This window comes from Stenotrophomonas sp. FR024 (genome assembly GCF_047500745.2).
Taxonomy (GTDB): domain Bacteria; phylum Pseudomonadota; class Gammaproteobacteria; order Xanthomonadales; family Xanthomonadaceae; genus Stenotrophomonas; species Stenotrophomonas maltophilia_A.
Genome location: NZ_JAXAXM020000008.1, coordinates 112,363 through 136,614, shown reverse-complemented (window position 1 = coordinate 136,614; position 24,252 = coordinate 112,363). Strand labels below are relative to the sequence as shown.

Genomic DNA, 24,252 nt, shown 5'->3' with positions numbered 1-24,252 from the left:
CCGGCAAACCCATGAACGTCGGAAGCACCGCGAAGTTGCCGGCCAGCGGCCGGCACTACCGGGTTCTCGTTACTGGCGGCGTACCGACTGCACGACCGACAGCCGGCGCAGGCGGCGCATCACTTCGGCCAGATGGTTGCGGTCGCGCACCTGGATGTTGAACGCCAGCACGGCGGCATTGAAATCACGGTCAAGGTAGTCCACCCGCTCGATGTTGGAATGGCTCTGCGCGATGGCGGCGGCCAGCTGCGCCAGCACGCCGGTGCCGTTCTCCACTTCCACCACCAGCGAGGTGTCGTAGTCGCCGGAAACAGTGGTGTCCCAGCCGATCGGCACCCAGCGCTCGGGCGACTTGCGCAGCTCGGCCAGGTTCGGGCAGTCCATGCGGTGCACCACGATGCCCTTGCCGGCGGTGTGGTAGCCCATGATCTCGTCGCCGGGAATCGGCTGGCAGCAGCCCGCGAAGGTGACCACGCCGCGCTCGCTGCCGTTGATCAGGATCTTTTCCTGCGAGTGGTGGCGCGAATGCGGGCCGCCACGCAGTTCGGCGTAGGCCATCAGCGCCTGTGCAGCCTGCGTCGGCATCCAGTTGCCCAGTGCGACCTCGGCCAGCAGCGCCTCCAGGCGCGGGAAGCGGTGCTCGGCGAGGAACGCATCCAGGCGCCCCTTCGGCAGCCGCTCCAACGAGGAATCCATCGCTTCCAGCGCACGGTCCAGCATGCGGTGGCCGAGCTGCACGGCGTCTTCGTGCTCCAGCTGCTTGAGCTGGTGGCGGATGGCGGTGCGCGCCTTGCTGGTAACCACGAATTCCAGCCACTGCGGTTTCGGCGTGGCCGAGCGTGCGGTGATGATCTCCACCGACTGGCCCGACACCAGCTTGGTGCGCAACGGCACCAGCTTCTTGTCCACGCGCGAGGCCACGGCCATGTTGCCGACGTCGGTATGCACGGCGTAGGCGAAGTCCAGCGCGGTGGAATTGCGCGGCAGGGCCAGGATCTTGCCCTTCGGGGTGAACAGGTAGACCTCGTCCGGGAACAGGTCGACCTTGACGTTGTCGAGGAACTCCAGCGAGGAACCGGCGGCACGCTGCGAGTCGATCAGTTCAACGATCCAGGCGTGTGCGCGGCTCTGCGCGCTGTTCGGTGAATCGCCGCCGAACTTGTAGGTCCAGTGCGCGGCCACGCCACGTTCGGCGATCAGGTCCATCTCTTCGGTGCGGATCTGCACTTCGATGGGCGAACCATACGGCCCGAACAGCACCGTATGCAGCGACTGGTAACCGTTGGCCTTGGGAATGGCGATGAAATCGCGGAAACGCCCATCCAGCGGCTTGAACGTGGCATGCACCGAACCCAGCGCGTGGTAGCAGCTGGGCACGCTGCGCACCACCAGGCGGAAGCCGAACACGTCCATCACCTGGTCGAAGGTTTTGTTCTCGTCGCGCATCTTGTTGTAGATGCTCCACGGGGTCTTGATGCGGCTGACCAGGCGGTGCTCGATGCCTTCCTTCGCCAACCGCTGCGACAGCTGCACTTCTACCTGCGCCAGCGCTTCGCGGCGGACCACCGGCTGGCTGCGGATGTGCTTTTCCAGGATCGCGTGGCGCCACGGATACAGCGCCTTGAAGCCGAGGTTCTGCAGCTCGCTCTTGACCAGGCTCATGCCCAGGCGCTGGGCGATGGGCGCATAGATCTCCAGCGTCTCGCGGGCGATGCGGCCGCGCGCTTCGCGGCTCTGCGCGCCCAGCGTGCGCATGTTGTGCAGGCGGTCGGCCAGCTTGATCATGATCACGCGCAGGTCGCGCGACATCGCCAGCAGCATCTTGCGGAAGCTCTCGGCGGCTGCTTCCTGGCGGTCGCGGAACTTCAGCTTGTCCAGCTTGGTGACGCCGTCGACCAGTTCGGCCACGGCTTCGCCGAACTCGGCAGCCAGCGCCTCACGGGTCAGCGGGGTGTCTTCGATGGTGTCGTGCAGGATCGCGGCGATCAGCGCTTCCACGTCCAGGCCCAGCTCGGCCAGCACCTGGGCCACGGCCACCGGATGGGTGATATAGGGCTCGCCCGACTTGCGCGTCTGCCCGGCGTGTGCGGCGGCTCCGACTTCCCAGGCACGGCGCAACAGCGGCAGCTGTTCCGGCGGCAGGTAATGGGCGGCGCGTTCAAGCTGGAGGACGTAGTCGGGTACGGCGGCAGCGGGGGCTGCGGCGACCTTGGCAGTGGGGCCTGGGTTCATGCCCGAAGCCTATTCCAGCGCGACGTTTACGGCAAATCCTGAATGCGAAACAGCCCGCACGGGGCGGGCTGTTCGGCACATCCAACGATTGCGTTGATCGATGCGATCAATCGTCGTTCTTGGACATGTCTTCGTCGGCGACCACTTCCGCGGCAGCCCACTCCAGCGCTTCGCGCTCGGCGCGCTCACGCTCGGCCTTCTCGACTTCGTCGATCAGCGCGTTGTCGATCTTGCGGGCAGCGATTTCGCGCAGCGCCAGCACGGTCGGCTTGTCCTCGGTCTCGCTGTTGTCCAGCGTGGCCTGCACGCCGTTGGCGAGCTGGCGGGCACGCTTGGAAGCCATCATGACCAGTTCGAAACGGTTGTTAACGACTTCCAGGCAATCTTCTACGGTGATGCGGGCCATACGGGCTCCCGGCGACCGGTCGGCCGCTCAGTCGAATGAGGGAAAGGGGACGGAGTGTACTGGCAGGGGCTGGACAAAATCAAGCCAACCCCTACCCGATTCTTTTGGAATCAGTCAGTTGCGCCCGGATCGGGGGTCAACAGGGCCTGGATCAGCCCAGCGTGGCGGACCTTCTGGGCCTCCCGGCGCAGGCGGCTGGCGGTGAAGATGGCGCACAGTTCGTCCACGGCGGTGTCGAACACCTCGTTGACGATGACGTAGTCGAACTCGTTGAAGTGCAGCATTTCATCGCGGGCGGCACCCAGGCGCTGGGCGATGACCGCCTCGCTGTCCTGGCCGCGCTTGCGCATGCGGTCCTGCAGGGCCTGCTTGGACGGCGGCAGGATGAACACGGTGACCGTGCCCGGCACCAGCTGGCGTACCTGCTGCGCGCCCTGCCAGTCGATTTCCAGCAGCACGTCCTGGCCGGCGGCGAGCTGCGGCTCCACCGACTGGCGGGCGGTGCCCTTCCAGTCGCCGTGCACCCAGGCATGCTCGAAGAAGTCGCCGGCGGCGATCATTTCCTCGAACTTCTCCGCAGAGACGAAATGGTAGTGCTGGCCATTCACTTCACCCGGGCGCATCGCGCGCGAGGTGAAGGAGATCGACAGGGCGATCTGCGGGTCACGCGCCAGGGTGGCATTGACGATGCTGCTCTTGCCGGCGCCGGAAGGGGCGGCAACGATGTACAGCGTGCCGCGCGCAACGGCGTCCGACGGCTTCGACGGGGCGCTCATGCGGGGGATCCAACGGGTTGATTTCGCAAAATTTTTCCTCGGTGTTCCAGATCCGGCGCGGAGGATCGCGCCAGGACGGCGGGGGCTGCGCGGAACATCCTGGAACCAGGCCCGGCAGACGCTTCCCCGGGGTGCGGGCACGCAACTTTACCAGAGCGGCCGCGTTGCGCGCCCGTCCGGCAGGCGCGGGGCCTTGTGCCACATGGGCATCCGGGGGCCTGTGCTATAACCGGGCCGTACCCAACGACAGCCCGGAGGCCTGCGCCTCCCCGCCATCCCAGGAGAACGGCATGCCATCGATGAGCCGCCGCCAGTTCCTGAAAGTGACCGGGACAACCCTGGTCGGCTCCAGCCTGGCATTGATGGGCTTCGCGCCCGGCATCGCGCTCGCGGAGGTCAGGCAGTACAAGCTGACCCGTGCGACCGAGACCCGCAACACCTGTACGTATTGTTCGGTGGCCTGCGGCATCCTGATGTACAGCCTCGGCGATGGCGCCAAGAACGCCGAGCCGAGCATCTTCCATATCGAGGGTGACCCGGACCATCCGGTCAACCGCGGCACGCTGTGCCCGAAGGGTGCCGGCCTGGCCGACATCATCCATAGCAAGTCACGCCTGCTCTACCCCGAGTACCGCGCGCCGGGCTCGAACGAGTGGAAGCGGCTGAGCTGGGACGATGCGCTGGACCGCATCGCGCGGCTGATGAAGGAAGACCGCGATGCCAACTTCGTGCAGAAGAACGAGGCCGGGCAGACGGTCAACCGCTGGCTGACCACCGGCATGCTGGCGGCCTCGGCGACCAGCAATGAAACCGCGGTGCTGACCCACAAGGTCGTGCGCTCCCTTGGCATGCTGGCATTCGACAACCAGGCACGTGTCTGACACGGCCCGACGGTGGCAGGTCTTGCCCCGACGCTAGGCCGTGGTGCGATGACGAATCACTGGGTCGACATCAAGAATGCCGACCTGATCCTGATCATGGGTGGCAATGCCGCCGAGGCACACCCGTGCGGGTTCAAATGGGTGACCGAGGCCAAGGCACACAACAAGGCCCGGCTGATCGTGGTCGATCCGCGCTTCAACCGCTCGGCCGCGGTGGCCGACGTGTATGCGCCGATCCGTACCGGCACCGACATCGTGTTCCTGGGCGGTCTGATCAACTACCTGTTGACCGAGGACCGCATCCAGCACGAGTACGTGCTGAACTACACCGACATGTCGTTCCTGGTGAAGGATGAATTCGCCTTCAAGGACGGCCTGTATTCGGGCTACAACGAAGAGAAGCGCAGCTACGACCGCTCCAGCTGGGACTACGCCTACGGTGACGATGGCTTCGTGCGCAGCGACCCGACGCTGAAGGACCCGCGCTGCGTCTACACCCTGCTCAAGCAGCACTACGCGCGCTACACCGTGGAGATGGTCGAACGCATCTGCGGGACGCCGGCGGACAGCATCCGCCAGGTCTGGGAGATGATCGCGTCCACCGCCGGCAAGGACAAGGCGATGACCATCCTGTACGCGCTGGGCTGGACGCAGCATTCGATCGGTGCGCAGAACGTGCGTGCCGGCACCATGGTGCAGCTGCTGCTGGGCAACATCGGCGTGGCCGGCGGTGGCATGAACGCCTTGCGCGGGCATTCCAACATCCAGGGCCTGACCGACATCGGCCTGATGTCCGACCTGCTGCCCGGCTACCTGACGCTGCCGAAACAGGACGAGCAGGACTACGACGCCTACATCGCCAAGCGCACGCAGAAGCCGCTGCGCGCCAACCAGATGTCGTTCTGGCAGAACTACCCGAAGTTCCATGTCAGCCTGATGAAGTCGTGGTGGGGCGACGCCGCTACCGCCGACAACAACTGGTGCTTCGACCATCTGCCCAAGCTCGACAAGCCGTACGACATGCTGCAGGCGTACGAGCTGATGAACGAGGGCAAGATCCACGGCTACATCTGCCAGGGCTTCAACCCGCTGGCTTCGGCGCCGAACAAGGGCAAGCTGATCAGTGCGTTCTCCAAGCTGAAGTTCATGGTCAGCATGGACCCGCTGGAGACGGAGACCATTGCCTTCTGGCAGAACCACGGTGCGTTGAACGACGTCGACCCGAGCACGATCCAGACCGAAGTATTCCGCCTGCCGACCACTTCCTTCGCCGAGGAAAACGGCGCGGTGGTGAACTCCTCGCGCTGGCTGCAATGGCACTGGAAGGGGGCCAATCCGCCGGGCGAAGCGCGCAGCGACATCGAGATCATGTCCGAGCTGTTCCATCGCATCAAGGCGATGTACGAGAAGGACGGCGGTGCGTGGTGGGAGCCGGTGCGCGACCTGGCCTGGAAGTACTCCAACCCGGAACTGCCGACGCCGGAAGAACTGGCGATGGAATACAACGGCAAGGCACTGGCCGACGTGTTCGATCCGAAGGACCCGACCAAGCTGGTGCGCAAGGCCGGCGAGCAGCTGGCGGCATTCGGCGACCTGCGCGACGACGGCAGCACCTCCTCCGGCTGCTGGATCTACATCGGCGCCTGGGGCCCGACCGGCAACATGATGGCGCGACGTGACAACAGCGACCCCACCGGCATCGGCAACACGCTGGGCTGGGCCTGGGCGTGGCCGGCCAATCGCCGGGTGATGTACAACCGCGCCTCGTGTGACGTGGCCGGCCAGCCGTTCGATCCGCGGCGCACGCTGCTGGCCTGGAACGGCAAGAACTGGGGCAGCGTGGACGTGCCGGACTTCAAGGCCGATGAAGATCCCGCCGGGGGCATGGGCCCGTTCATCATGAATCCGGAAGGCATCGCCCGCTTCTTCGCCAAGGCCGGCATGGCCGAAGGGCCGTTCCCGGAGCACTACGAACCGTTCGATACACCGCTGCGCAGCAACCCGCTCAGCCCCGGTCAGGCACTGACGTTGAACAACCCGGCGGCGCGCGTGTTCGCCAGCGATCGCGCACAGATCGGTTCGCCGGACGAGTTCCCGCATGTAGCCACCACCTACCGCCTGACCGAGCATTTCCACTTCTGGACCAAGCACGGCAAGTTGAACGCCATCATCCAGCCCGAGCAGTTCGTCGAGATCGGCGCGGCCCTGGCCGACGAACTGGGCATCAACAACGGCAGCCGCGTGCGGGTCAGTTCCAAGCGCGGGCATATCGAAGCGGTGGCGATGGTGACCAAGCGCATCAAGGCCCTGCAGATTGATGGCAGAACTGTGCACCAGGTGGGCGTGCCGATCCACTGGGGCTTCCTCGGTGCGGCCAAGCCCGGATACATCGCCAATACGCTGACCAACGCCATCGGTGACGGCAATTCGCAGACGCCCGAATCGAAGTGCATCCTGGTCAAGGTCGAGAAGGTGTAGGAGACACGCCATGTCACTGCAATCCCTGGACATCATCCGCCGCTCGGCCACCACCACGCCCTCGCCGGAGGCGCGTGGCGCGCACACCGGCCAGGTCGCCAAGCTGATCGATGTGAGCAAGTGCATCGGCTGCAAGGCCTGCCAGGTCGCCTGCATGGAGTGGAATGATCTGCGCGACGAGGTCGGCAGCTGCGTTGGCAGCTACGACAACCCGCCCGACCTGAGCGAACAGTCGTGGACGGTGATGAAGTTCCGCGAGTACGAGGACGAGAAGGGCAAGCTGGAGTGGCTGATCCGCAAGGAAGGCTGCATGCACTGCAGCGATCCGGGCTGCCTGAAGGCCTGCCCGTCGCCGGGCGCGATCATCCAGTACGCCAACGGCATCGTCGACTTCCAGGAAGAGAACTGCATCGGCTGCGGCTACTGCGTGACCGGTTGCCCGTTCGACGTGCCGCGCATATCCAAGAAGGACCACAAGGCCTACAAGTGCACGCTGTGCTCGGACCGGGTGGCGGTGGGCCAGGAACCGGCCTGCGTGAAGACCTGCCCGACCGGCGCGATCACCTTCGGCAGCAAGCAGGCAATGACCGAGCATGCCGCCGGCCGCGTGGAAGACCTGAAATCGCGCGGCTACGAGAACGCCGGCCTGTACGACCCGCAGGGTGTGGGCGGCACCCATGTGATGTACGTGCTGCAGCACGTGGACAAGCCGGAACTGTATGCCGACCTGCCGAAGGACCCGCGCATCAGCCCGATGGTGGAGGTGTGGAAGGGCGTGGCCAAGCCGCTGGGCGTGCTGGCGATTGCCGCTACCGCCTTCGCCGGCTTCCTGCATTACATCGGCATCGGCCGCAACACGGTCAATGACGAGGAAGAAGAGGAAGCCGAGCACGAGGCGAAGAAGATCGAAGAGGAGCAGCGGCCATGAAGTACGCCCCGCACCCGCGGCAGATCATCCGCTACCGCGCGCCGACCCGCATCAATCACTGGATTGTGGCGATCTGCTTCGTGTTGACCGCGCTGTCCGGGCTGGCGTTGTTCCACCCTGCCCTGTTCCCGCTGACCCAGTTGTTTGGCGGTGGGCCATGGACGCGCATCCTGCACCCGTTCATCGGCCTGGCCATGGTCGTCGGCTTTGCGCTGCTGGCGTTCCGCATGTGGCGCGACAATCTGCCGACCGCCGACGATGGCAAGTGGATGCGCGGCATGCGCGATGTACTGCGCAACGAGGACGAGAAGCTGCCGCCGGTGGGCCGCTTCAATGCCGGCCAGAAACTGCTGTTCTGGGCGATCATCGGTTGCTTGTCGGCGCTGCTGCTGACCGGCTTCGTGATCTGGCGGCAGTACTTCAGCCACTTCTTCCCGATCGGGGTGATCCGCTTCTCGGTGCTGGCCCACGCGCTGTTCGGCTGGGTGCTGGTGTGCGCGATCGTGGTGCACATCTATGCAGCGATCTGGATCAAGGGCTCGGTGCGGGCGATGACCCAGGGCAAGGTGACCTACGGGTGGGCGTACAAGCATCACCGGCAGTGGTTCCGGGACATCCTGCGCGGACGGCGGGAACAGGGTTAGCGGCAGGGCCTGCGGCCCTGCACCCGCTGGATCAACGTCAACATCAACGTCAAGAGCGGGTTTCCTGAGGAATGGCGGGGTGGGTCCGGTCGCCCTCGACAGGTCCGCGGTGCTTTTGGTGGGTGTCGACCTTGGTCGACACGATGAACATGGCAATGATCGAAGCCGGCTTTTGTAGAGTCGAGCGATGCTCGACTGCTTTGCCTCGACACGCTGGACGCCAGCGTCGACAACGGCGAGGATGGAGCCTGGTTCTTCTGGCTGGCCCTGCATGGCGCAACGCATCCTTGAACCCGGTGAGATCGAGACGCTGGCCTCGCGCGATGTTCCGCGCATCATCCTGCCCGATACCGCGTCGCTGTTTGCCGGACGTGCGGACCGCCTGCGCAGTCTGGCTGCACACAGTGCCATCGGTGGTTACCTGCAGCTGCTGGCGGCGTTGGCCGATGCGCAGCAGGCGCTGCTGGAGGATCTGACACCGCAGCAACGCGAGGAACTTCAGGCACAGGCGCGTGCACAGCAGTCGAGTGCGGCGGCCGGCGCCGGGATGCCGTTGCGGCCCGCCAACACACTTCAGCTGGATGGACGCTGGCGCGGCTGGCTGCGCACGCTATGCCAGCACTGCGCTGAAGAAGCCGGCCTGCCGGCGGAAACCCGCCAGGAACTGCAGCGCGTTGCTGCTGCCGATGACGGGTGGCTGGATGCGCAGGCGCATGCGGTACTGGAGCGTGATGACGCGCCGTCGGTGGATGCGGTGGCTGCGCTGCTGGTGATGAACGCGCTGCAGGTCTACTGGACGGTGCTGGCGGACAGCTTCCGGCCCACCGAGCTGAAGCCGCTGGCCGATGCACCGGGGCTGTGCCCGCTGTGCGGCACCCTGCCGGTGGTCAGCGTGGTGCAGGCGCGGCCGCCCTATGCCTCCTACCGCTACCTGTCGTGCTCGCTGTGTGCCTGCCAGTGGCACTACGTCCGCGTGCAGTGCAGCCAGTGTGGTGCCGCCGGCAAGGACATCGCCTATCGCGCCCTGGCCGATGTGGACGGCGACAGCGGCGAGGCGGTGCGCGAGAGCGCGGTCCGTGCCGAGACCTGCGACCACTGCCACAGCTATCGCAAGATCCTGTATCTGGAGAAAGACCCGTCGCTGGAGCCGGTGGCCGATGACCTCGGCACGCTGGCGCTGGATCTGCTGCTGGCAGAGGAGGGCTATGCGCGTGCCAGCCAGAATCCGCTGCTGTGGCAATCCGACGGCGAGTGAGGCGATGACAGCCACGCCCCCCACCCCGGCATCGGTTTCCGCCCTGCCCTCGCTGGACCGGTTGCTGCGTCTGCCTGCCTTGGCAGCACTGATCGAGGGCCACGGCCGCAGCCGTATCACCCAGCTGCTGCGTTCGCACCTGCAGGTGCTGCGCGACCGTATCAGCGCCGGCCAGCTCTCGGCCACGCAGCTGCAGGAAGCGGTTGACGGCCCGGCGCTGGTGGCAGCAGTCGAGGCCGCACTGGCCGCTGACGCACGGCAGGATCTGCAGCCGATGTTCAATCTGACCGGCACCGTGCTGCACACCAATCTCGGCCGCGCCTTGCTGCCGGATGCCGCCGTGCACGCGGTCACCCGCGCGATGACCGCGCCGGTGGATCTTGAATTCGACATCAGCCGCGGCCGTCGCGGCGACCGCGATGCACGGGTGCAGGCATTGATCTGCGAACTGACCGGCGCTGAAGCCGCCACTGTGGTCAACAACAATGCGGCGGCGGTCCTGCTGCTGCTCAACAGCCTGGCCAACCGCCGCGACGTGGTGGTGTCACGCGGCGAGCTGGTGGAGATCGGTGGCGCCTTCCGCATTCCCGACGTGATGCGCAGTGCCGGTGCGCGGCTTCTGGAAGTCGGCACCACCAACCGTACCCATCCGGCTGACTTCGCCAATGCCATCGGCACGCGCACCGCGCTGCTGATGGAGGTGCACGCCAGCAACTACGCGATCACCGGCTTCACCGCCAAGGTCGACACCGCGGCGATGGCCGCGATCGCGCACGAGCACGGCCTGCCGCTGGTGGTGGACCTGGGTAGCGGCAGTCTGTGCGATCTGGCGGTCTTCGGCCTGCCGCACGAGCCCACCGTGCAGGAAACGCTGGCGGCCGGCGCAGATCTGGTTTCGTTCAGCGGCGACAAGCTGCTGGGTGGTCCGCAGGCCGGCATCATCGCCGGCCGCGCCGACCTGATCGCGCGGATCAACCGCAACCCGCTGAAGCGGGCACTGCGCATGGACAAGATGGGCCTGGCCGCACTGGAAGCGGTGCTGGCCCTGTACCGCGAGCCGGAGCTGCTGGCACAGCGACTGCCGACCCTGCGCACCCTGTCACGCACGCAGGAGGACCTCGACGTGCAGGCTCAGCGCCTGCTGCAGCCGATGCGTTCCGTGCTCGCGGCCGACTACGATCTTGAACGGTCACCAATGCAGAGCCAGATCGGCAGCGGCGCCCAGCCACAGGCGCAGCTGGCCAGCGCCGGACTGCGCATTACCAGCGCGCGCCGTGGCGGACTGGATCGCCTGGCCAAGCGCTTGCGTCAGCTGCCGCGGCCCGTGCTGGGCCGCATTGCCGATGACGCGCTGTGGCTGGACCTGCGCTGCCTGGAACCGGCCGACGAAGCCCACTTCCTCACCCAGTGGAGCACGCTGCAGGCATGATCGTCGGCACCGCCGGGCATATCGACCATGGCAAAACCAGCCTGGTACGCGCACTGACCGGCATCGAAACCGATCGCCTGCAGGAAGAGCGAACGCGCGGTATATCGATCGAACTGGGCTACGCCTATGTCCCGGTGGAAAGCAGGGACGCCGAAGGCCCGGCTGCGACGCTGGGTTTCGTCGACGTGCCTGGCCATGAGCGCTTCGTGCACACGATGGTGGCCGGCGCCACGGGTATCGATGTCGCCCTGCTGGTGATCGCTGCCGACGACGGCGTGATGCCACAGACCCGCGAGCATCTGGCCATCCTGCAGCTGCTGGGCGTGGATCGCGGCGCGGTGGCGCTGACCAAGATCGACCGTGTGGATGCGGCACGCCTCGCCCGGGTCGAGATCGAGATTGCCGCGCTGCTGGCCGCGACACCGCTGCAGGATTCTCCTCTGTTCGCCTGCAACAGCACCGCACCCGACGATGCCGGCATCAGCGCACTGCGTACCCAGCTGCACGCATGGGCGGCGGACGATGCCAGCACACGCCAGGCCGAACTGCGCAGCGAACTGTTCCGCATGCCGGTGGATCGCGTGTTCTCGCTGCCCGGCCACGGCACGCTGGTGACCGGCGCGGTACATGGCGGCATCGCCGCAGTGGGTGAGCATCTGCAGCTGATGCCAACCGCCACCGGCGTGCGCGTGCGCAGCATCCATGCGCAGAACCAGGCCAGCGAGCACGCGATGGCTGGGCAACGCTGCGCGCTGAACCTGGCCGCCATCGCCCGCGACGACATCCGCCGTGGCGACTGGATTGCCGACGCGCGCGCACTGCTGGCCACTACCCGCGTTGATGTGCGACTGCGGCTGCCCGCGTTGGCCGCACCGTTGCGCGACTGGTCACCGCTGCACATCCACTGGGGCACGATGCACCGGCAGGCCCATGTAGTGCTGCTGGAAGACCACGACCACGGCGATGGGCAGTTGGTGCAGCTGGTGTTCGATGCAGAGGTCTGCGCGATGTGTGGCGATCGTTTCATCGCCCGTGATTCAGCAGCCACCCACACACTGGGCGGTGGCGTCGTGCTCGATCCGGATCCTCCGCAGCGGCGTCGGCGCAGTCCTGCGCGGCTGGCCTGGCTGGGGGCACTGGAGCAGCTGGCGGCCGGTGCCGGTGTTGTCCCGCTGCTGCAGCAGGCACCTGCCGGCATTCCCCTCACCGCGTTGCAACGCTATTGCCGACGCGCCGCCGACCGCATCGACCTGCCCGAGGACGCGCGACGCATCGCTACCCGCGATGACACGGTGATCATCCTCGCACCGCACTGGCAAGCACTGCGCGAGCAGGTGATCACCTCGCTGCGCGGCTGGCACGAGCGACGCCCCGACGAACCCGGCGTCGACAGCGGACGCCTGCAGCGCAGTACCCTGCCCTCGCTTGCAGCGAGCCTCTGGAATGCACTGCTGCAGGACCTGCTGGCCGATGGCACGGTGCAGCGCGTGGGCGCATGGTGGCGCCTGCCCGGCCATGACCATGCGCCTCCGGAACGCGAACGCCTTCTGCTGGAACGCGTGCTGCCGCAACTGCATGCCGGTGGCTTCGATCCACCGTGGGTGCGCACCCTGGCCGCCGACGCCGGACTGGCCGAAGACGAGGTCCGCGCCGTCCTGCGCCGCGCCGCCGCACGTGGTGAACTGTTCCAGGTGGTACCGGACTTGTTTTATTCACCCGCGCGCATTGCGGAACTCGCTGCTATCGTCGCGCAGCTGTCACAGGCCAGCGGCACGGTGGATGCGGCGGCGTTCCGCGATGCCATCAGCCTGGGCCGCAAACGCAGCATCCAGATCTTGGAGTTCTTCAATCGCGTTGGCTACACTCGACGCGTCGGTGACCAACATCGGCCGCGCGGCGACCTGCAGTGGAACGCGGCCCGCGACTGAGCCCACCGGTACCGCCGTACTTTCGGAAGGCATGCGCATCCGGGCATGCGGCTGGGCTTCAAACCCAGTAGGGAGCGTCGATCGTTCCCTGGTAGGTTCGACTCCTGCTGCCTTCCGCCATTCGTGTTTCCGCAGGAGATGTCGGCATGGCCACGCACGCGCAGTCCCCCGCTCCTTCAACGGCCGATGCCCCGCAACGACTGACGTCTCTCGCGCATGGCGGTGGCTGCGGCTGCAAGATCGCGCCCGGCGTGCTGACCGAACTGCTGCGTGGCGTTCCAGCGCTTCCGGCACCGGCCGAGCTGCTGGTCGGCCGCGAGACCAGCGACGACGCCGCGGTGTATCGCCTCGATGACCGGCAGGCAATCGTCGCCACCACCGACTTCTTCATGCCGATTGTCGACGACCCGTTCGACTTCGGCCGCATCGCCGCCACCAATGCGCTGTCGGACCTGTACGCGATGGGCGCGCGCCCGCTGTTCGCACTGGCCATCGTCGGCATGCCGATCAACAGCCTGCCGCAGGACACCATCCGCGGCATCCTGCAGGGTGGCGAACGCGCCTGTGCTGATGCCGGCATCGTGGTGGCTGGTGGCCACAGCATCGATTCGGTGGAACCCATCTACGGCCTGGCCGCGATCGGCGTGCTCGATCCGCAACGGCTCAAGCGCAATGCCGATGCACGCGCCGGTGACGTACTGGTGCTGGGCAAACCACTGGGGGTGGGCGTGTATTCGTCGGCACTGAAGAAAGAAGTGCTGGATGCCGAGGGCTACCGGCAGATGATCGAGTCGACCACCCGCCTGAACAGCGTGGGCATGCCCCTTGCCGCGCTGGACGGCGTGCATGCCATGACCGACGTCACCGGTTTCGGCCTGCTCGGCCACCTGCTGGAAGTGTGCCGCGCCAGTGGCGTGGCCGCCGAGGTGGACAGTGCACAGGTGCCGCTGCTGCCGCAGACCCTGGACCTGCTGCAACGTGGCTGCGTAACCGGCGCCTCCAACCGCAACTGGGCCTCGTATGGCGCCGAGGTGCGCTTCGCCGAGGGCTTGGCCGCCCACTGGCAGCCACTGCTGACCGACCCGCAGACCAGCGGCGGCCTGCTGGTGTCCTGTGCGCCGGAAGCGTTGGATGCGGTGCTGGCCTGCTTCAACGATGCGGGGTTCGGCCAGGCGGCCGTGCTGGGGCGCTTGAGCGAGGGAGCGGCGGGCGTCAGGGTGGTTTGAGATGTTCTTGCCTCGGGCGCGCACCCCCCGTCGTTGAGATCCGCAGCCATGGCGGCGGCACCACTTCATCGGTTTGCTCGGATAACGTGCCACTGGGAGCAACCTCAGCACTATTAAAGCATGCTTTAATAGCGGCCGGGATTCTTAAAGATCCCTTTAACAACGCCTCGCCAGGAGCGCAAATGCCCAGGACCACCGGCACTTACACCACCACCGATTCGGGCGGCGAGCTTGTCAAGGCCTTCGTGCCCCATCCATTGCCGCCCACGATGCCGCCCCTTGATCCTGCTTGCTACATGGCCAATGCGGCAGCCGAGGCGGCGCTGGGACGGCTCTCCGCCATGTCAGGTTTGGTCGCTTCTGCTGAATGGCTGATCTACAGCTCCATCCGCAAGGAGGCCTTGTTGACCTCCCAGATGGAGGGAACTCAGGCGACACTGACGGATCTGCTGGATCAAGAATCCGGAATCGACGTGGCCAGTACCACGGACGTCAGCGACGTGACGAATTACCTGCAAGCGTTCGCGTATGTGCGAGACCAGCTGAAACACGATTGGGGCCTGCCGATCTCAACGCGCCTGTTGTGCGAAGCACATAGCATCCTTTTGAACAGTGCGCGCGGCGAGCAGAAGTTACCTGGTGAAGTGCGCCGCTCCCAGAACTGGATCGCAGGTACCCGGCCAGGCAATGCTCTTTACGTCCCCCCTCCTCACATGGAAGTCGGACGGTTGCTGGGTGAGATGGAGCGCTATATCCACGAGCCTACGACAGACCTTCCTCCTCTGGTCCGCATTGCCTTGATCCATGCACAGTTCGAAACGATCCACCCGTTCCTTGATGGCAATGGGCGCATAGGCCGCTTGCTGATTGCAGCATTGCTGGAAGACTGGAAGCTGCTGCCGGAGCCACTGCTCTATGTCTCTGGCGAACTCAAGAAACATCAAGACGAGTACTACCGGCTTCTGTCGGCCATCCGCGCCGATGGCGACTGGGAGAGTTGGATCCGCTTCTTCCTCGACTGCACGACCGAAGCCGCCGAGAACGCCCAAAGAAACATCATCGACATCGCCTCACTCATCGCAGCCGACCGGAGAAAGGTCATGGCTGCGAAAGACGGCACGGTGCAGGCGATCCGCTTGTTCGAAATGCTGCCTACGATGCCGCGCTTCACCATTACATTTGCAGCTGAAAGGCTGGGGGTGACATTTCCCACCGCCAGCGCGGCTGTCAAAGTCCTGCAAAGCGTTGACGTCCTTGTCGGTACCGGGAATCAGAAACGGAACCAGCAGTTCAGCTACAAGCAATACACCGAACTGCTGCAGCGCTAGGGAGGTAGGCGCAGCCCGCGCATCGAAGGGGAGACGTTGAATATCCCCCAAATGCGTACCCAGGCGGATCAATGATCACCCATCACGCGCTCGTCCCAACCGCCAGGGCACGCATCTTCGATGACCTGACGGCACGCCCGGCCACGCCCTATCACTCGATGTTCTGCACCTGTTCGCGGATCTGGTCGATCAGCACCTTCAGTTCCACTGCCGCATTGGACGTACGGCTGTCCACCGACTTCGACCCCAGCGTGTTGGCTTCGCGGTTGAACTCCTGCAGCAGGAAGTCCAGGCGGCGGCCAACCGGCTCACGCTGCTTGAGCACGCGGCGGATCTCGACGATGTGGCTGCCGAGGCGGTCCAGCTCTTCATCCACGTCCAGCTTCTGCAGCCACAGCACCAGCTCCTGCTCGGCGCGGCCGGGGTCGACCGGGTGCGGCAGGTCAGCCAGGCGGGCGGCCAGCTTGGCGCGCTGGCCGTCGCGAATGGCCGGAATCAAGGTGCGCACTTCGGTAGCGATGCGTTCGATGCCGTCCACGCGCTCGCTGATGGCCGCGGACAACTTGCCGCCTTCGCGCTCACGGGCCTCGACGAAGCCATCCAGCACCTGGTCCAGCAGGGCCAGTGCCTCGACCTGCAGGGCGGCGGCATCGGTGGCCTCGCCACGGGTGACGCCCGGCAGCTGCAGCAGATCGGTGAAGCTGACCTGCAGATTGGGGAAATCGGAGGTCAGGCGGTGCGCCAGGCGGCCCAGCTGGCCCAGCAGGGCCTCGTCCACCTGCAGGTTGGCGGCCGCTTCCGGCGCGCGCAGGCGCATCACCAGATCCAGCTTGCCGCGGCTCAGGCGCGCGGCGATACGCTCGCGCAGCTGCGGCTCGAGCGCCCGCAGTTCCTCGGGCAGGCGGGTGCCGACCTCCAGGAAGCGGTGGTTGACCGAGCGCAGCTCGCAGCCCAGCGTGCCCCACGGGGTGACCCGCTCGCCGCCGGCGTAGGCGGTCATGCTTCGAATCATGGATTGTGTCCGGTGCGTGCAAAGGGGGAATGGTACCCTAGCGCCCTCACCAGAGCCCCCTTGCCCGCCCCGTGAAGGCCGCGGGCGTGGCGGCGTACTCCCTCGCCATTACGGAACCCGCACCATGTCCGATTCCCGCCCCAGCGGCCGCCAGCCCGACCAGCTCCGCCCGGTCGTCATCCAACGCGGCTTCACCCGCCACGCCGAAGGTTCGGTGCTGGTGTGCTTCGGTGAAACCCGTGTGCTGTGCACCGCCAGCGTCGAGAACCGCGTGCCGGGCTTCCTGCGCGGCAAGGGCGAAGGCTGGGTGACCGCCGAATACGGCATGCTGCCGCGCGCTACCCACACCCGCAGCGACCGCGAAGCGGCCCGTGGCAAGCAGGGCGGCCGCACCCTGGAGATCCAGCGCCTGATCGGCCGCAGCCTGCGCGCGTGCGTGGACCGCAACGCGCTGGGCGAGCGCACCATCACCCTCGACTGCGACGTGCTGCAGGCCGACGGCGGCACCCGCACCGCTGCCATCACCGGCGCCTACGTGGCCCTGGTCGATGCGGTGAACGTGCTGATGAAGCGTGGCGACATCAAGCGCAACCCGATCCTGGGCGCAGTGGCCGCGGTGTCGGTGGGCGTGTACCGCGGCACCCCGGTGCTGGACCTGGACTACGCCGAAGACAGCGACTGCGACACCGACATGAACGTGGTGATGAACGACGGTGGCGGCTTCATCGAGCTGCAGGGCACCGCCGAAGGGCATGCCTTCCGTCGCGACGAGCTGGACGCGCTGCTGGGCCTGGCCGAGAAGGGCGTGCGCGAGCTGCTGGACGCACAGCAGGCGGCGCTGTCGGCATGAACCGGCGCATCGCCCTGACCACCCTGGTGGTGGCCGACTATGACGAAGCCATTGCCTGGTACACCGGCAAGCTCGGCTTCGCACTGCTGGAGGACATCGACCAGGGCCACAAGCGCTGGGTGGTGGTCGGCCCGACCGACGGCAGCGCCGCCGCCCTGCTGCTGGCCCGTGCCAGCGACGAGGCGCAGCGCAGCCGCATCGGCAACCAGACCGGTGGCCGCGTCGCCTTCTTCCTCAACACCGACGACTTCCACCGTGACCACGCGGCGATGCTTGCTGCGGGAGTCGAGTTCCTGGAAGCGCCGCGCGAAGAACCCTATGCAACGGTCGCCGTGTTCCGCGATCTGTATGGCAACACCTGGGACCTGCTGGAGCCCCGTCAATGAAGAAACTGGTACTGGCCAGCCACAACGCCGGCAAGCTGGTGGAGATGCAGGAGATCCTCGCCGACCTGCCGCTGCAGATCACCTCGGCCGCCGAACTGGGCCTGGGCGACGTGGAAGAGACCGGCCTGACCTTCGTCGAGAATGCGCTGCTGAAGGCACGCGCGGCCTGCGAAGCGACCGGCCTGCCGGCACTGGCCGATGATTCGGGCCTGATCGTCGACGCACTCGGCGGTGCGCCGGGCCTGTACAGCGCGCGCTATGCCGGTCACCCGACCAACGCCGCGGCCAACAACGCCAAGCTGCTGGACGCGATGGCCGATGTTCCCGACGGCCAGCGCAGCGCCCGCTTCTATGCGGTGATCGTGCTGCTGCGCCACGCCACCGACCCGCAGCCGCTGATCTGCGAAGGCCGCTGGGAAGGCCAGATCATCCGCGAACTGCGCGGCACGAATGGTTTCGGCTACAACCCGGTGTTCCTGGACACCACCCACGGCCTGACCGCCGCGGAAATGGAGCCGGCACTGAAGAATGCCATCAGCCACCGTGCCATTGCCCTGCACCAGCTCAAGCAGCAACTGGCGACGCTGTACTGACGCCACCCGATCGAACCAGGGAAGCCGGCCAGCGGCCGGCACTACCGATGAAGCCCATGCCGCACGCCCACGACCACTGCAACCACCTGCCCGGCGAAGCCTGCTCCGCCGACCACGACAACCCGCCGCGGCTGGTGCCGCCACCGCTGTCGTTGTACGTGCACCTGCCGTGGTGCGTGCGCAAATGCCCGTACTGCGATTTCAATTCGCACCAGGCCAAGGGCGAGCTGCCGTTCGACGCTTATATCGATGCGCTGCTGCGCGACCTCGACCAGGACCTGCCGCTGGTCTGGGGCCGGGTGGTGCACAGCGTGTTCTTCGGTGGCGGCACGCCCAGCCTGTTCCCGCCGGAGGCGATCGACCGCTTCCTGCAACAGGCCAGCGCACGCCTGCGTTTCGCGCCCAACGCCGAAATCACCCTGGAAACCAACCCGGGCACCGCCGAACATGGCCGCTTCGACCGCTATCGCGCGGCCGGCGTGAACCGCCTCAGCTTCGGCATCCAGAGTTTCGACGACGCCATGCTCAAGCGCCTGGGCCGCATCCACGACAGTGGCGAAGCCGAGCGCGCGGTGAAGATGGCGCAGGACGCGGGCTACGACAACTTCAACATCGACCTGATGTACGCGCTGCCGGAACAGACCCTGGCCGGTGCCGAGGCCGACCTGGAACGCGCGTTCGCGCTGCAGCCGGCACACATCTCCCACTACCAGCTGACCCTGGAACCGAACACGGTGTTCTTCGCGCGGCCACCGCAGGGCATTCCCGATGAAGACAACGCCTGGGACATGCAGGAACACTGCCAGGCATTGCTGGCACAGGCTGGTTTCGGCCAGTACGAGGTCAGCGCTTATGCGCGCCCCGGCCGGCAGAGCGCGCACAACCTGAACTACTGGCGTTTCGGTGACTACCTGGGCATCGGTGCTGGCGCGCACGGCAAGATCAGCTCGGGTGCCGAAGAACACGTGCTGCGCCGTTGGAAGCTGAAGCACCCGCAGGCCTACCTGGACAGCGCCGGCACGCCCGCCTCGTTCGGCGGCGACGATGTGATCGCGCCGGAGCGCCTGCCCTTCGAGTACATGCTGAATCTGCTGCGCCTGCACGAAGGCTTCGGCCTGCGCGATTTCGAGTCGCGTACCGGGCTGTCGCGCAGCGTGCTGGATGCACCGCTGGCCGAGGCCGTGCAGCGCGGCTGGCTGGACGTGACCGATGGCCATGTGCATCCGACCGAACTGGGCCGCCGTTTCACCAACGATGTGGTGAGCCTGTTCCTGGAGGAGTGATCCTCGCCTGACAGGGGGTAGTGCCGGCCGCTGGCCGGCAGCTCGATCGGCGCGGATTGCCGGCCAGCGGCCGGCACTACCGTTCATCGGTCGGGCCATGCCTGGCGAACGGGATGCACATTCGCCCTAAAGTAGCGCCGACAGCGGCCGACACGGTAGATTCACCAGATCGATCCGCGGGAATCCGGATACCGCCTGCCGATGTCAGCTGTCTTTTCCATCACTCCTGCCGACAAGAACCGCCTGGCCGCCAGCGACCTGCCACCGCGGGTACGTGAGCTGCTGGGCGCGCTGATCGGCCTGTGCCGGCAGACGCTGGCCGCGCCCCTGATCCTGACTGTCGAAGCGCTGGAGCAGACCCTGCTGCACGACGCCGATCGCGCACGCAATCCGCAGCAGCAGGCCGAGCTGATGGCCCAGCGTGGACAGCTGCACGCCTTCGCCGGCCACTTCGCCGACCGCATGCTTGATGCCGTTGCCGACGCCCTCGCACGGTTGCGCGAACCGGCCAACGGTGTAAGCACCAGTGCTACGCCGCCAGCGCTGCCGGGCATGCTCGGGCTGTCGCTGGTTGATGAGCACGAAGTGGATCGCGACCTGCTGCTGACCGAGATGGTGCGGCGCGAAACCTTGCGTTCAACCAACACACTGAACCTGCTCGGCCAACGCCTGGGGGTACTGGCGGCGGCGCCGGCCTTCGAGGCCGACACCCTGCCGCTGGCACCGCAGGCACTGTGCGCGATGGTGCGCCGGATTGCCGAACAGGACGCGCTGAGCGTCGAGGTACAGCTGGCGCTGTATCGCAGTTTCGAACGACAGGTGCTGGAACGGCTGGGCGATATCCTTGACCGTGCCAATGCCCTGCTGGCCCAGTCCGGCGTACTGCCGGGGCTGGTCTACACCCCCTACCTGGCACGCTCGTCGAGCACGCGGCGGATCATCACCCAGTCGGTGGGTGGCGGCCGCACCACGCAGCCGGCCAAGCGCAGCGCGGCCCCACTGACCGGCTGGAACGGTTCGGCACCGGCCGGCTCCTGGTCCAGCCTGGTACAGGACGCCTTCCACGAGGGTGGCGCAGCCGGCCCCGCCACGCCGGGCGTGACCACATCCACCGGCAGTGCTTTGCATGAGCTGCTGCAGCAGGCCCGGCACGCCAACCCTGCCCCGGCGGACAGCGGCGCAGTGCCCAGTGCGGCAGTCGACGCGGTACTCGCGCGTCTGCAGGCTCAGTCCAGCGCGGCAACCGGCGTGGCCGACCTGCAGGCGGCCGTGGTCGCGCAACTGCGCAGCGAGCATGGTGCGCAGGCCCAGCTGGGCAGTCACGATCGGGACAACCTGGACCTGCTGCGCATGCTGATGCAGCAGGTGCAACAGCAGCAACGTCCCGATCCGGTGCCGGCCGCCCTGCTGGCCCGCCTGCAGGTGCCCCTGGCACGCGCGGCCATGGCCGACCCGGGCTTCTTCGTGCGCGACGAACATCCCGCGCGTGAGCTGCTCAACCAGATTGCCGAAGTCGGTGCCAACTGGCTGGGCGACGATGATGTCGACCCGCAGCTGCTGCAGCGCATGGCGCAGAGCGTGCAGGGCCTGCTCGGCCAGGATGCACGCGCGCCGGAAGCCTTCGCCGCTGCCAACGAAGACGTGCAGCAGCACCAGCGCGCGGCGGCCCATCGTGCCGAACTGGCCGAGCGCCGCCACGTGGAGGCCGCGCGCGGCAAGGAACGATTGGAACTGGCCCGTCGCCAGGCCACCGCACAGATCGACCAGTGCTGCGACACGCAGTCGCCACCGCGCTTCGTGCAGACCCTGTTGCGCCAGGCCTGGGCCGATGCACTGACCCTCACCCGCCTGCGTCATGGCGATGATTCACCACAGTGGCAGGAACGCCTGCAACAGACCGAGCGCATCGCTGCCATCACCGCACAGGCCATCGACGCCCCCGGCGGCACCGATACCGCGTTGGCAGCGGACGTGGAGGCCGCACTGCTGCAGGTCGGCTACCACGCAGAGGAAGCCGCCGCCGTCGCGCGCAGGCTGGCCACGCCCGGTGGCGAGGATGAAAGCACCTCGCGTACCGAACTCAGTGCCCGCCTGAAGGCACGTGCGCGACTGGGCGAACACGCCGGCGCGCCCACCGGCACGGCGCCTGCAACGCCCCGCAGCAGTGCCGAAGAAGCCGCCTACCAGCAGCTGTCCACGCTGCCGTTCGGCAGCTGGTTCGACATCGATACCGGTGATGGCACGCTGCGCCGCCAGCGCCTGTCCTGGTACAGCCTGCTGACCGGCCACGCCCTGTTCGTCAATCCACGCGGGCAGAAGATCACCGATACCGACCTGGATACGCTGGCACGGCAGATCAGTGCCGGGCGCGCGCAACTGGTCACCGAAGACAAGGGCCGGCTGGTCGACCGTGCCTGGGAAGCCAGCCTTGGTGCGCTGCGCGCACTGGCCACGGGCCGCGCACAGGAGACCCCCGCATGAAAGCCGTACCGCCGCAGGACACCCGCCGCGCGCCGCGCCGCCAGGTCTCGGACCTGGTGCCGGTCACCGACCAGATGCGCGAGTGCGTGGTCGGGCGCCTCGGCAATGTCTCCGAAACCGGCATGCTGATGCTGGCCAGCGTGCCGCTGCGCGAGGATGCGTTGTACCAGCTGCGCTTCCCGTTGCCACTGGGTGATGGCCGTCAGCAGGCCATCGATGTGGGCGTGCACCTGCTGTGGAGCGAGCCCGCACATGCACCCGGCCAGAGCTGGACCGGCTTCCGCTTCCTGACCCTGTCACGCGAACATCGGCAGCTGCTGCGCCAATGGGTGGGCGAGGACAGCGACGAGGGACCGGTTTCGACGGCCTGAGTGCCGGTTCCGGCACAGCGGTTTTTCGCGGTATGCGGCAGAATCTAGGGCCGTTTTCCGTGTCGAGCCACCGCAATGATCCAGCAAGACCCCGGCGCCCTGTATCCCGACCACCTGGCCGTGCTGTGCCGACGCGCCGAACAGGCGCTGGCCCGCGGCGGCTTCGATCACCTGGTGGTGCCCAGCGGCACCCTGCACTACCAGGTGTTCGACGACCGCGACTACCCGTATGCGGTGAATCCGCAGTTCAAGGCCTGGCTGCCGCTGACCCGCGTGCCCAACAGCTGGATCGTGTTCACCCCCGGCAAGCGTCCGGCGGTGATCTTCCACCAGCCGTTCGATTACTGGCACGTGGTACCGGACGCACCGAGTGGCTGGTGGGTGGAGCACTTCGACATCCACATCATCCGCAAGCCCGAAGAGGCACTGGCCCTGCTGCCGGCCGACCCGTCGCGCTGCGCGATCCTCGGCGAGCCGCAGAGCACGCTGGGCAACTACGTGCCGAACAACCCGGCGCCGGTGGTGAACTACCTGGAATGGCACCGCGGCAGCAAGACGCCGTATGAAATCGCGCTGATGCGCCAGGCGCAGGTGCTGGGCGTGCGCGGCCACCGCGCCGCCGAAGCCGCGTTCCGCAACGGCGCCGACGAGTTCAGCATCCACATGGCGTACTGCCAGGCCGTCGGCCAGGACGCCAACGAGCTGCCCTACGGCAACATCGTGGCGTTGAACGAACATGCCGCCGTGCTGCATTACACCGAGCTGGGCCGCAAGGCGCCGCAGCCGCTGCGCAGCTTCCTGATCGATGCTGGTGCCAGCGCGCACGGCTACGCCAGCGACATCACCCGCACCTACGCCGCACAGGGCCACGACGAATTCGCGGCGATGATCGCCGCCGTCGACGCTGCCCAGCAGCAGATGTGCGCAGCGGTGCGCCCGGGCTTCGACTACAAGCAGCTGCACGTGGACGCGCATCTTTCGCTGATGGGCGTGCTGAAGGACTTCGGCGTGATCAAGGTGTCGCCGCAGACCGCAGTGGAAACCGGCGTCAGCGCCGCGTTCTTCCCGCATGGCATCGGCCACCTGATCGGCCTGCAGGTGCACGACGTGGCCGGTTTCGCGGCCAGCGACGAGGGTGGCCGCATCGAGCGCCCGGCGGGCCACCCGTACCTGCGCCTGACCCGCGTGCTGGAGCCCGGCATGGTGGTGACCATCGAACCGGGCCTGTACTTCATCGACATGCTGTTGAATGAAGTGAAGGATGCCGGCCATGGCGATGCGATCAACTGGGACCGCGTGGATTTCTTCCGTCCGTATGGCGGCATCCGCATTGAAGACGAAGTGCTGTGCACTGAAGGCGAGGCGGACAACCTGACGCGGCCGGCGTTTGCGGCGGCGAACGGCTGAGCCCCTCGTGGTTGGGCGCTTGGAGCTAAAGCCGGCCTTTGACAGTTTCCTGCCGCGTTCAACCACAGAAAAGAAAAAAGAAAAGCAGAAGCGGGTCGCTCGCTGCGCTCGCTCTGTGTCGACCAAGGTCGACACCTACCAACAGCCGCGCGTTCCAACGGCCGCAGTGGCCAGTAGATCCACGCCATGCGTGGATGATTCATTCGATATCTGACAGATGTGCCGACCAACGGTCGGCACCCACCAACAGCCGCCTGAACCTGTCAAAGGCGGGGCACTGTGGGTTTGCGGGGTGTGAGCCGCATGGATGCGGCGACCAAGCCTACAGGGACGTACTTGCGGCGTCCCCGCAAACCCA

The 24,252-nt window shown here is 66.7% G+C and carries 19 protein-coding genes and 1 tRNA gene; 16 read left to right on the top strand and 4 right to left on the bottom strand.

Features of this window, described 5'->3' with window-relative positions:
- Window positions 1-69: 69 nt before the first annotated feature.
- The 3 genes from ACMZ91_RS11205 to gmk all read right to left on the bottom strand — a co-directional run bounded on the left by ACMZ91_RS11205 (window position 70) and on the right by gmk (window position 3,414).
- Complete coding sequence (locus tag ACMZ91_RS11205; RefSeq protein WP_019661980.1) at window positions 70-2,232, bottom strand: RelA/SpoT family protein; 2,163 nt, start codon at window positions 2,230-2,232, stop codon at window positions 70-72.
- Between the two features lie 106 nt (window positions 2,233-2,338).
- Entirely contained in the window at window positions 2,339-2,638 is a 300-nt protein-coding gene (gene rpoZ, locus ACMZ91_RS11200) for a DNA-directed RNA polymerase subunit omega (protein WP_005410877.1), read from the bottom strand.
- Between the two features lie 110 nt (window positions 2,639-2,748).
- Window positions 2,749-3,414, bottom strand: a complete 666-nt coding sequence (gene gmk / locus ACMZ91_RS11195) for a guanylate kinase (RefSeq protein ID WP_014038334.1) — start codon at window positions 3,412-3,414, stop codon at window positions 2,749-2,751.
- Window positions 3,415-3,704: 290 nt separating this feature from the next.
- Between gmk and fdnG the strand changes: the two genes are divergently transcribed.
- The 9 genes from fdnG to ACMZ91_RS11150 all read left to right on the top strand — a co-directional run bounded on the left by fdnG (window position 3,705) and on the right by ACMZ91_RS11150 (window position 15,511).
- Window positions 3,705-6,773 (top strand): formate dehydrogenase-N subunit alpha, encoded by a 3,069-nt coding sequence (gene fdnG, locus ACMZ91_RS11190; protein ID WP_157355529.1) that lies wholly within the window; start codon window positions 3,705-3,707, stop codon window positions 6,771-6,773.
- Window positions 6,774-6,783: 10 nt separating this feature from the next.
- On the top strand, window positions 6,784-7,701 hold the full coding sequence (gene fdxH, locus ACMZ91_RS11185) for a formate dehydrogenase subunit beta (protein ID WP_012481154.1): 918 nt from the start codon (window positions 6,784-6,786) through the stop codon (window positions 7,699-7,701).
- Window positions 7,698-8,345 carry a formate dehydrogenase subunit gamma gene (locus tag ACMZ91_RS11180; protein ID WP_014038337.1) on the top strand — a complete coding sequence of 216 codons (648 nt, stop codon included), beginning with the start codon at window positions 7,698-7,700 and terminating at the stop codon, window positions 8,343-8,345. The genes fdxH and ACMZ91_RS11180 overlap by 4 nt, the downstream gene beginning before the upstream one ends.
- A gap of 271 nt (window positions 8,346-8,616) precedes the next feature.
- The gene (gene fdhE, locus ACMZ91_RS11175; protein ID WP_414576915.1) at window positions 8,617-9,600 is read left to right on the top strand and encodes a formate dehydrogenase accessory protein FdhE; all 984 of its coding nucleotides are present in this window, start codon (window positions 8,617-8,619) and stop codon (window positions 9,598-9,600) included.
- A 4-nt stretch (window positions 9,601-9,604) separates the two neighbouring features.
- Complete coding sequence (gene selA / locus ACMZ91_RS11170) at window positions 9,605-11,029, top strand: L-seryl-tRNA(Sec) selenium transferase (protein WP_164081175.1); 1,425 nt, start codon at window positions 9,605-9,607, stop codon at window positions 11,027-11,029.
- Window positions 11,026-12,957 carry a selenocysteine-specific translation elongation factor gene (gene selB, locus ACMZ91_RS11165; RefSeq protein WP_414576917.1) on the top strand — a complete coding sequence of 644 codons (1,932 nt, stop codon included), beginning with the start codon at window positions 11,026-11,028 and terminating at the stop codon, window positions 12,955-12,957. Before selA ends, selB begins: the two co-directional genes overlap by 4 nt.
- 24 nt (window positions 12,958-12,981) lie before the next feature.
- Window positions 12,982-13,077, top strand: a tRNA-Sec gene (locus tag ACMZ91_RS11160).
- Window positions 13,078-13,103: 26 nt separating this feature from the next.
- Window positions 13,104-14,183 carry a selenide, water dikinase SelD gene (gene selD, locus ACMZ91_RS11155; RefSeq protein WP_414576919.1) on the top strand — a complete coding sequence of 360 codons (1,080 nt, stop codon included), beginning with the start codon at window positions 13,104-13,106 and terminating at the stop codon, window positions 14,181-14,183.
- A 182-nt stretch (window positions 14,184-14,365) separates the two neighbouring features.
- Window positions 14,366-15,511: a Fic family protein gene (locus ACMZ91_RS11150; protein ID WP_071228189.1), complete on the top strand. Its 1,146-nt coding sequence runs from the start codon at window positions 14,366-14,368 to the stop codon at window positions 15,509-15,511.
- Window positions 15,512-15,662: 151 nt separating this feature from the next.
- On the opposite strand, the gene ACMZ91_RS11145 is transcribed toward ACMZ91_RS11150, so the two are convergent.
- Window positions 15,663-16,523 carry a YicC/YloC family endoribonuclease gene (locus ACMZ91_RS11145; RefSeq protein WP_019661992.1) on the bottom strand — a complete coding sequence of 287 codons (861 nt, stop codon included), beginning with the start codon at window positions 16,521-16,523 and terminating at the stop codon, window positions 15,663-15,665.
- Between the two features lie 124 nt (window positions 16,524-16,647).
- On the opposite strand from ACMZ91_RS11145, the gene rph reads away from it, so the two are divergent.
- The 7 genes from rph (at window position 16,648) to pepQ (ending at window position 23,894) form a co-directional block, all read left to right on the top strand.
- Window positions 16,648-17,373: a ribonuclease PH gene (gene rph / locus ACMZ91_RS11140; protein WP_012512000.1), complete on the top strand. Its 726-nt coding sequence runs from the start codon at window positions 16,648-16,650 to the stop codon at window positions 17,371-17,373.
- A complete protein-coding gene (locus ACMZ91_RS11135) occupies window positions 17,370-17,759 on the top strand; it encodes a VOC family protein (protein ID WP_414576921.1) in 390 nt (129 codons plus the stop codon). Before rph ends, ACMZ91_RS11135 begins: the two co-directional genes overlap by 4 nt.
- Entirely contained in the window at window positions 17,756-18,352 is a 597-nt protein-coding gene (rdgB, locus tag ACMZ91_RS11130) for an RdgB/HAM1 family non-canonical purine NTP pyrophosphatase (RefSeq protein WP_414576923.1), read from the top strand. The genes ACMZ91_RS11135 and rdgB overlap by 4 nt, the downstream gene beginning before the upstream one ends.
- 56 nt (window positions 18,353-18,408) lie before the next feature.
- Window positions 18,409-19,635, top strand: a complete 1,227-nt coding sequence (gene hemW, locus ACMZ91_RS11125) for a radical SAM family heme chaperone HemW (RefSeq protein ID WP_134951124.1) — start codon at window positions 18,409-18,411, stop codon at window positions 19,633-19,635.
- Window positions 19,636-19,836: 201 nt separating this feature from the next.
- Window positions 19,837-22,116 carry a DUF1631 family protein gene (locus ACMZ91_RS11120; RefSeq protein WP_277778968.1) on the top strand — a complete coding sequence of 760 codons (2,280 nt, stop codon included), beginning with the start codon at window positions 19,837-19,839 and terminating at the stop codon, window positions 22,114-22,116.
- Window positions 22,113-22,487: a PilZ domain-containing protein gene (locus ACMZ91_RS11115; protein ID WP_049400720.1), complete on the top strand. Its 375-nt coding sequence runs from the start codon at window positions 22,113-22,115 to the stop codon at window positions 22,485-22,487. The genes ACMZ91_RS11120 and ACMZ91_RS11115 overlap by 4 nt, the downstream gene beginning before the upstream one ends.
- A gap of 75 nt (window positions 22,488-22,562) precedes the next feature.
- Window positions 22,563-23,894: a Xaa-Pro dipeptidase gene (gene pepQ / locus ACMZ91_RS11110; RefSeq protein WP_414576926.1), complete on the top strand. Its 1,332-nt coding sequence runs from the start codon at window positions 22,563-22,565 to the stop codon at window positions 23,892-23,894.
- The last annotated feature ends 358 nt before the right edge of the window (window positions 23,895-24,252 follow it).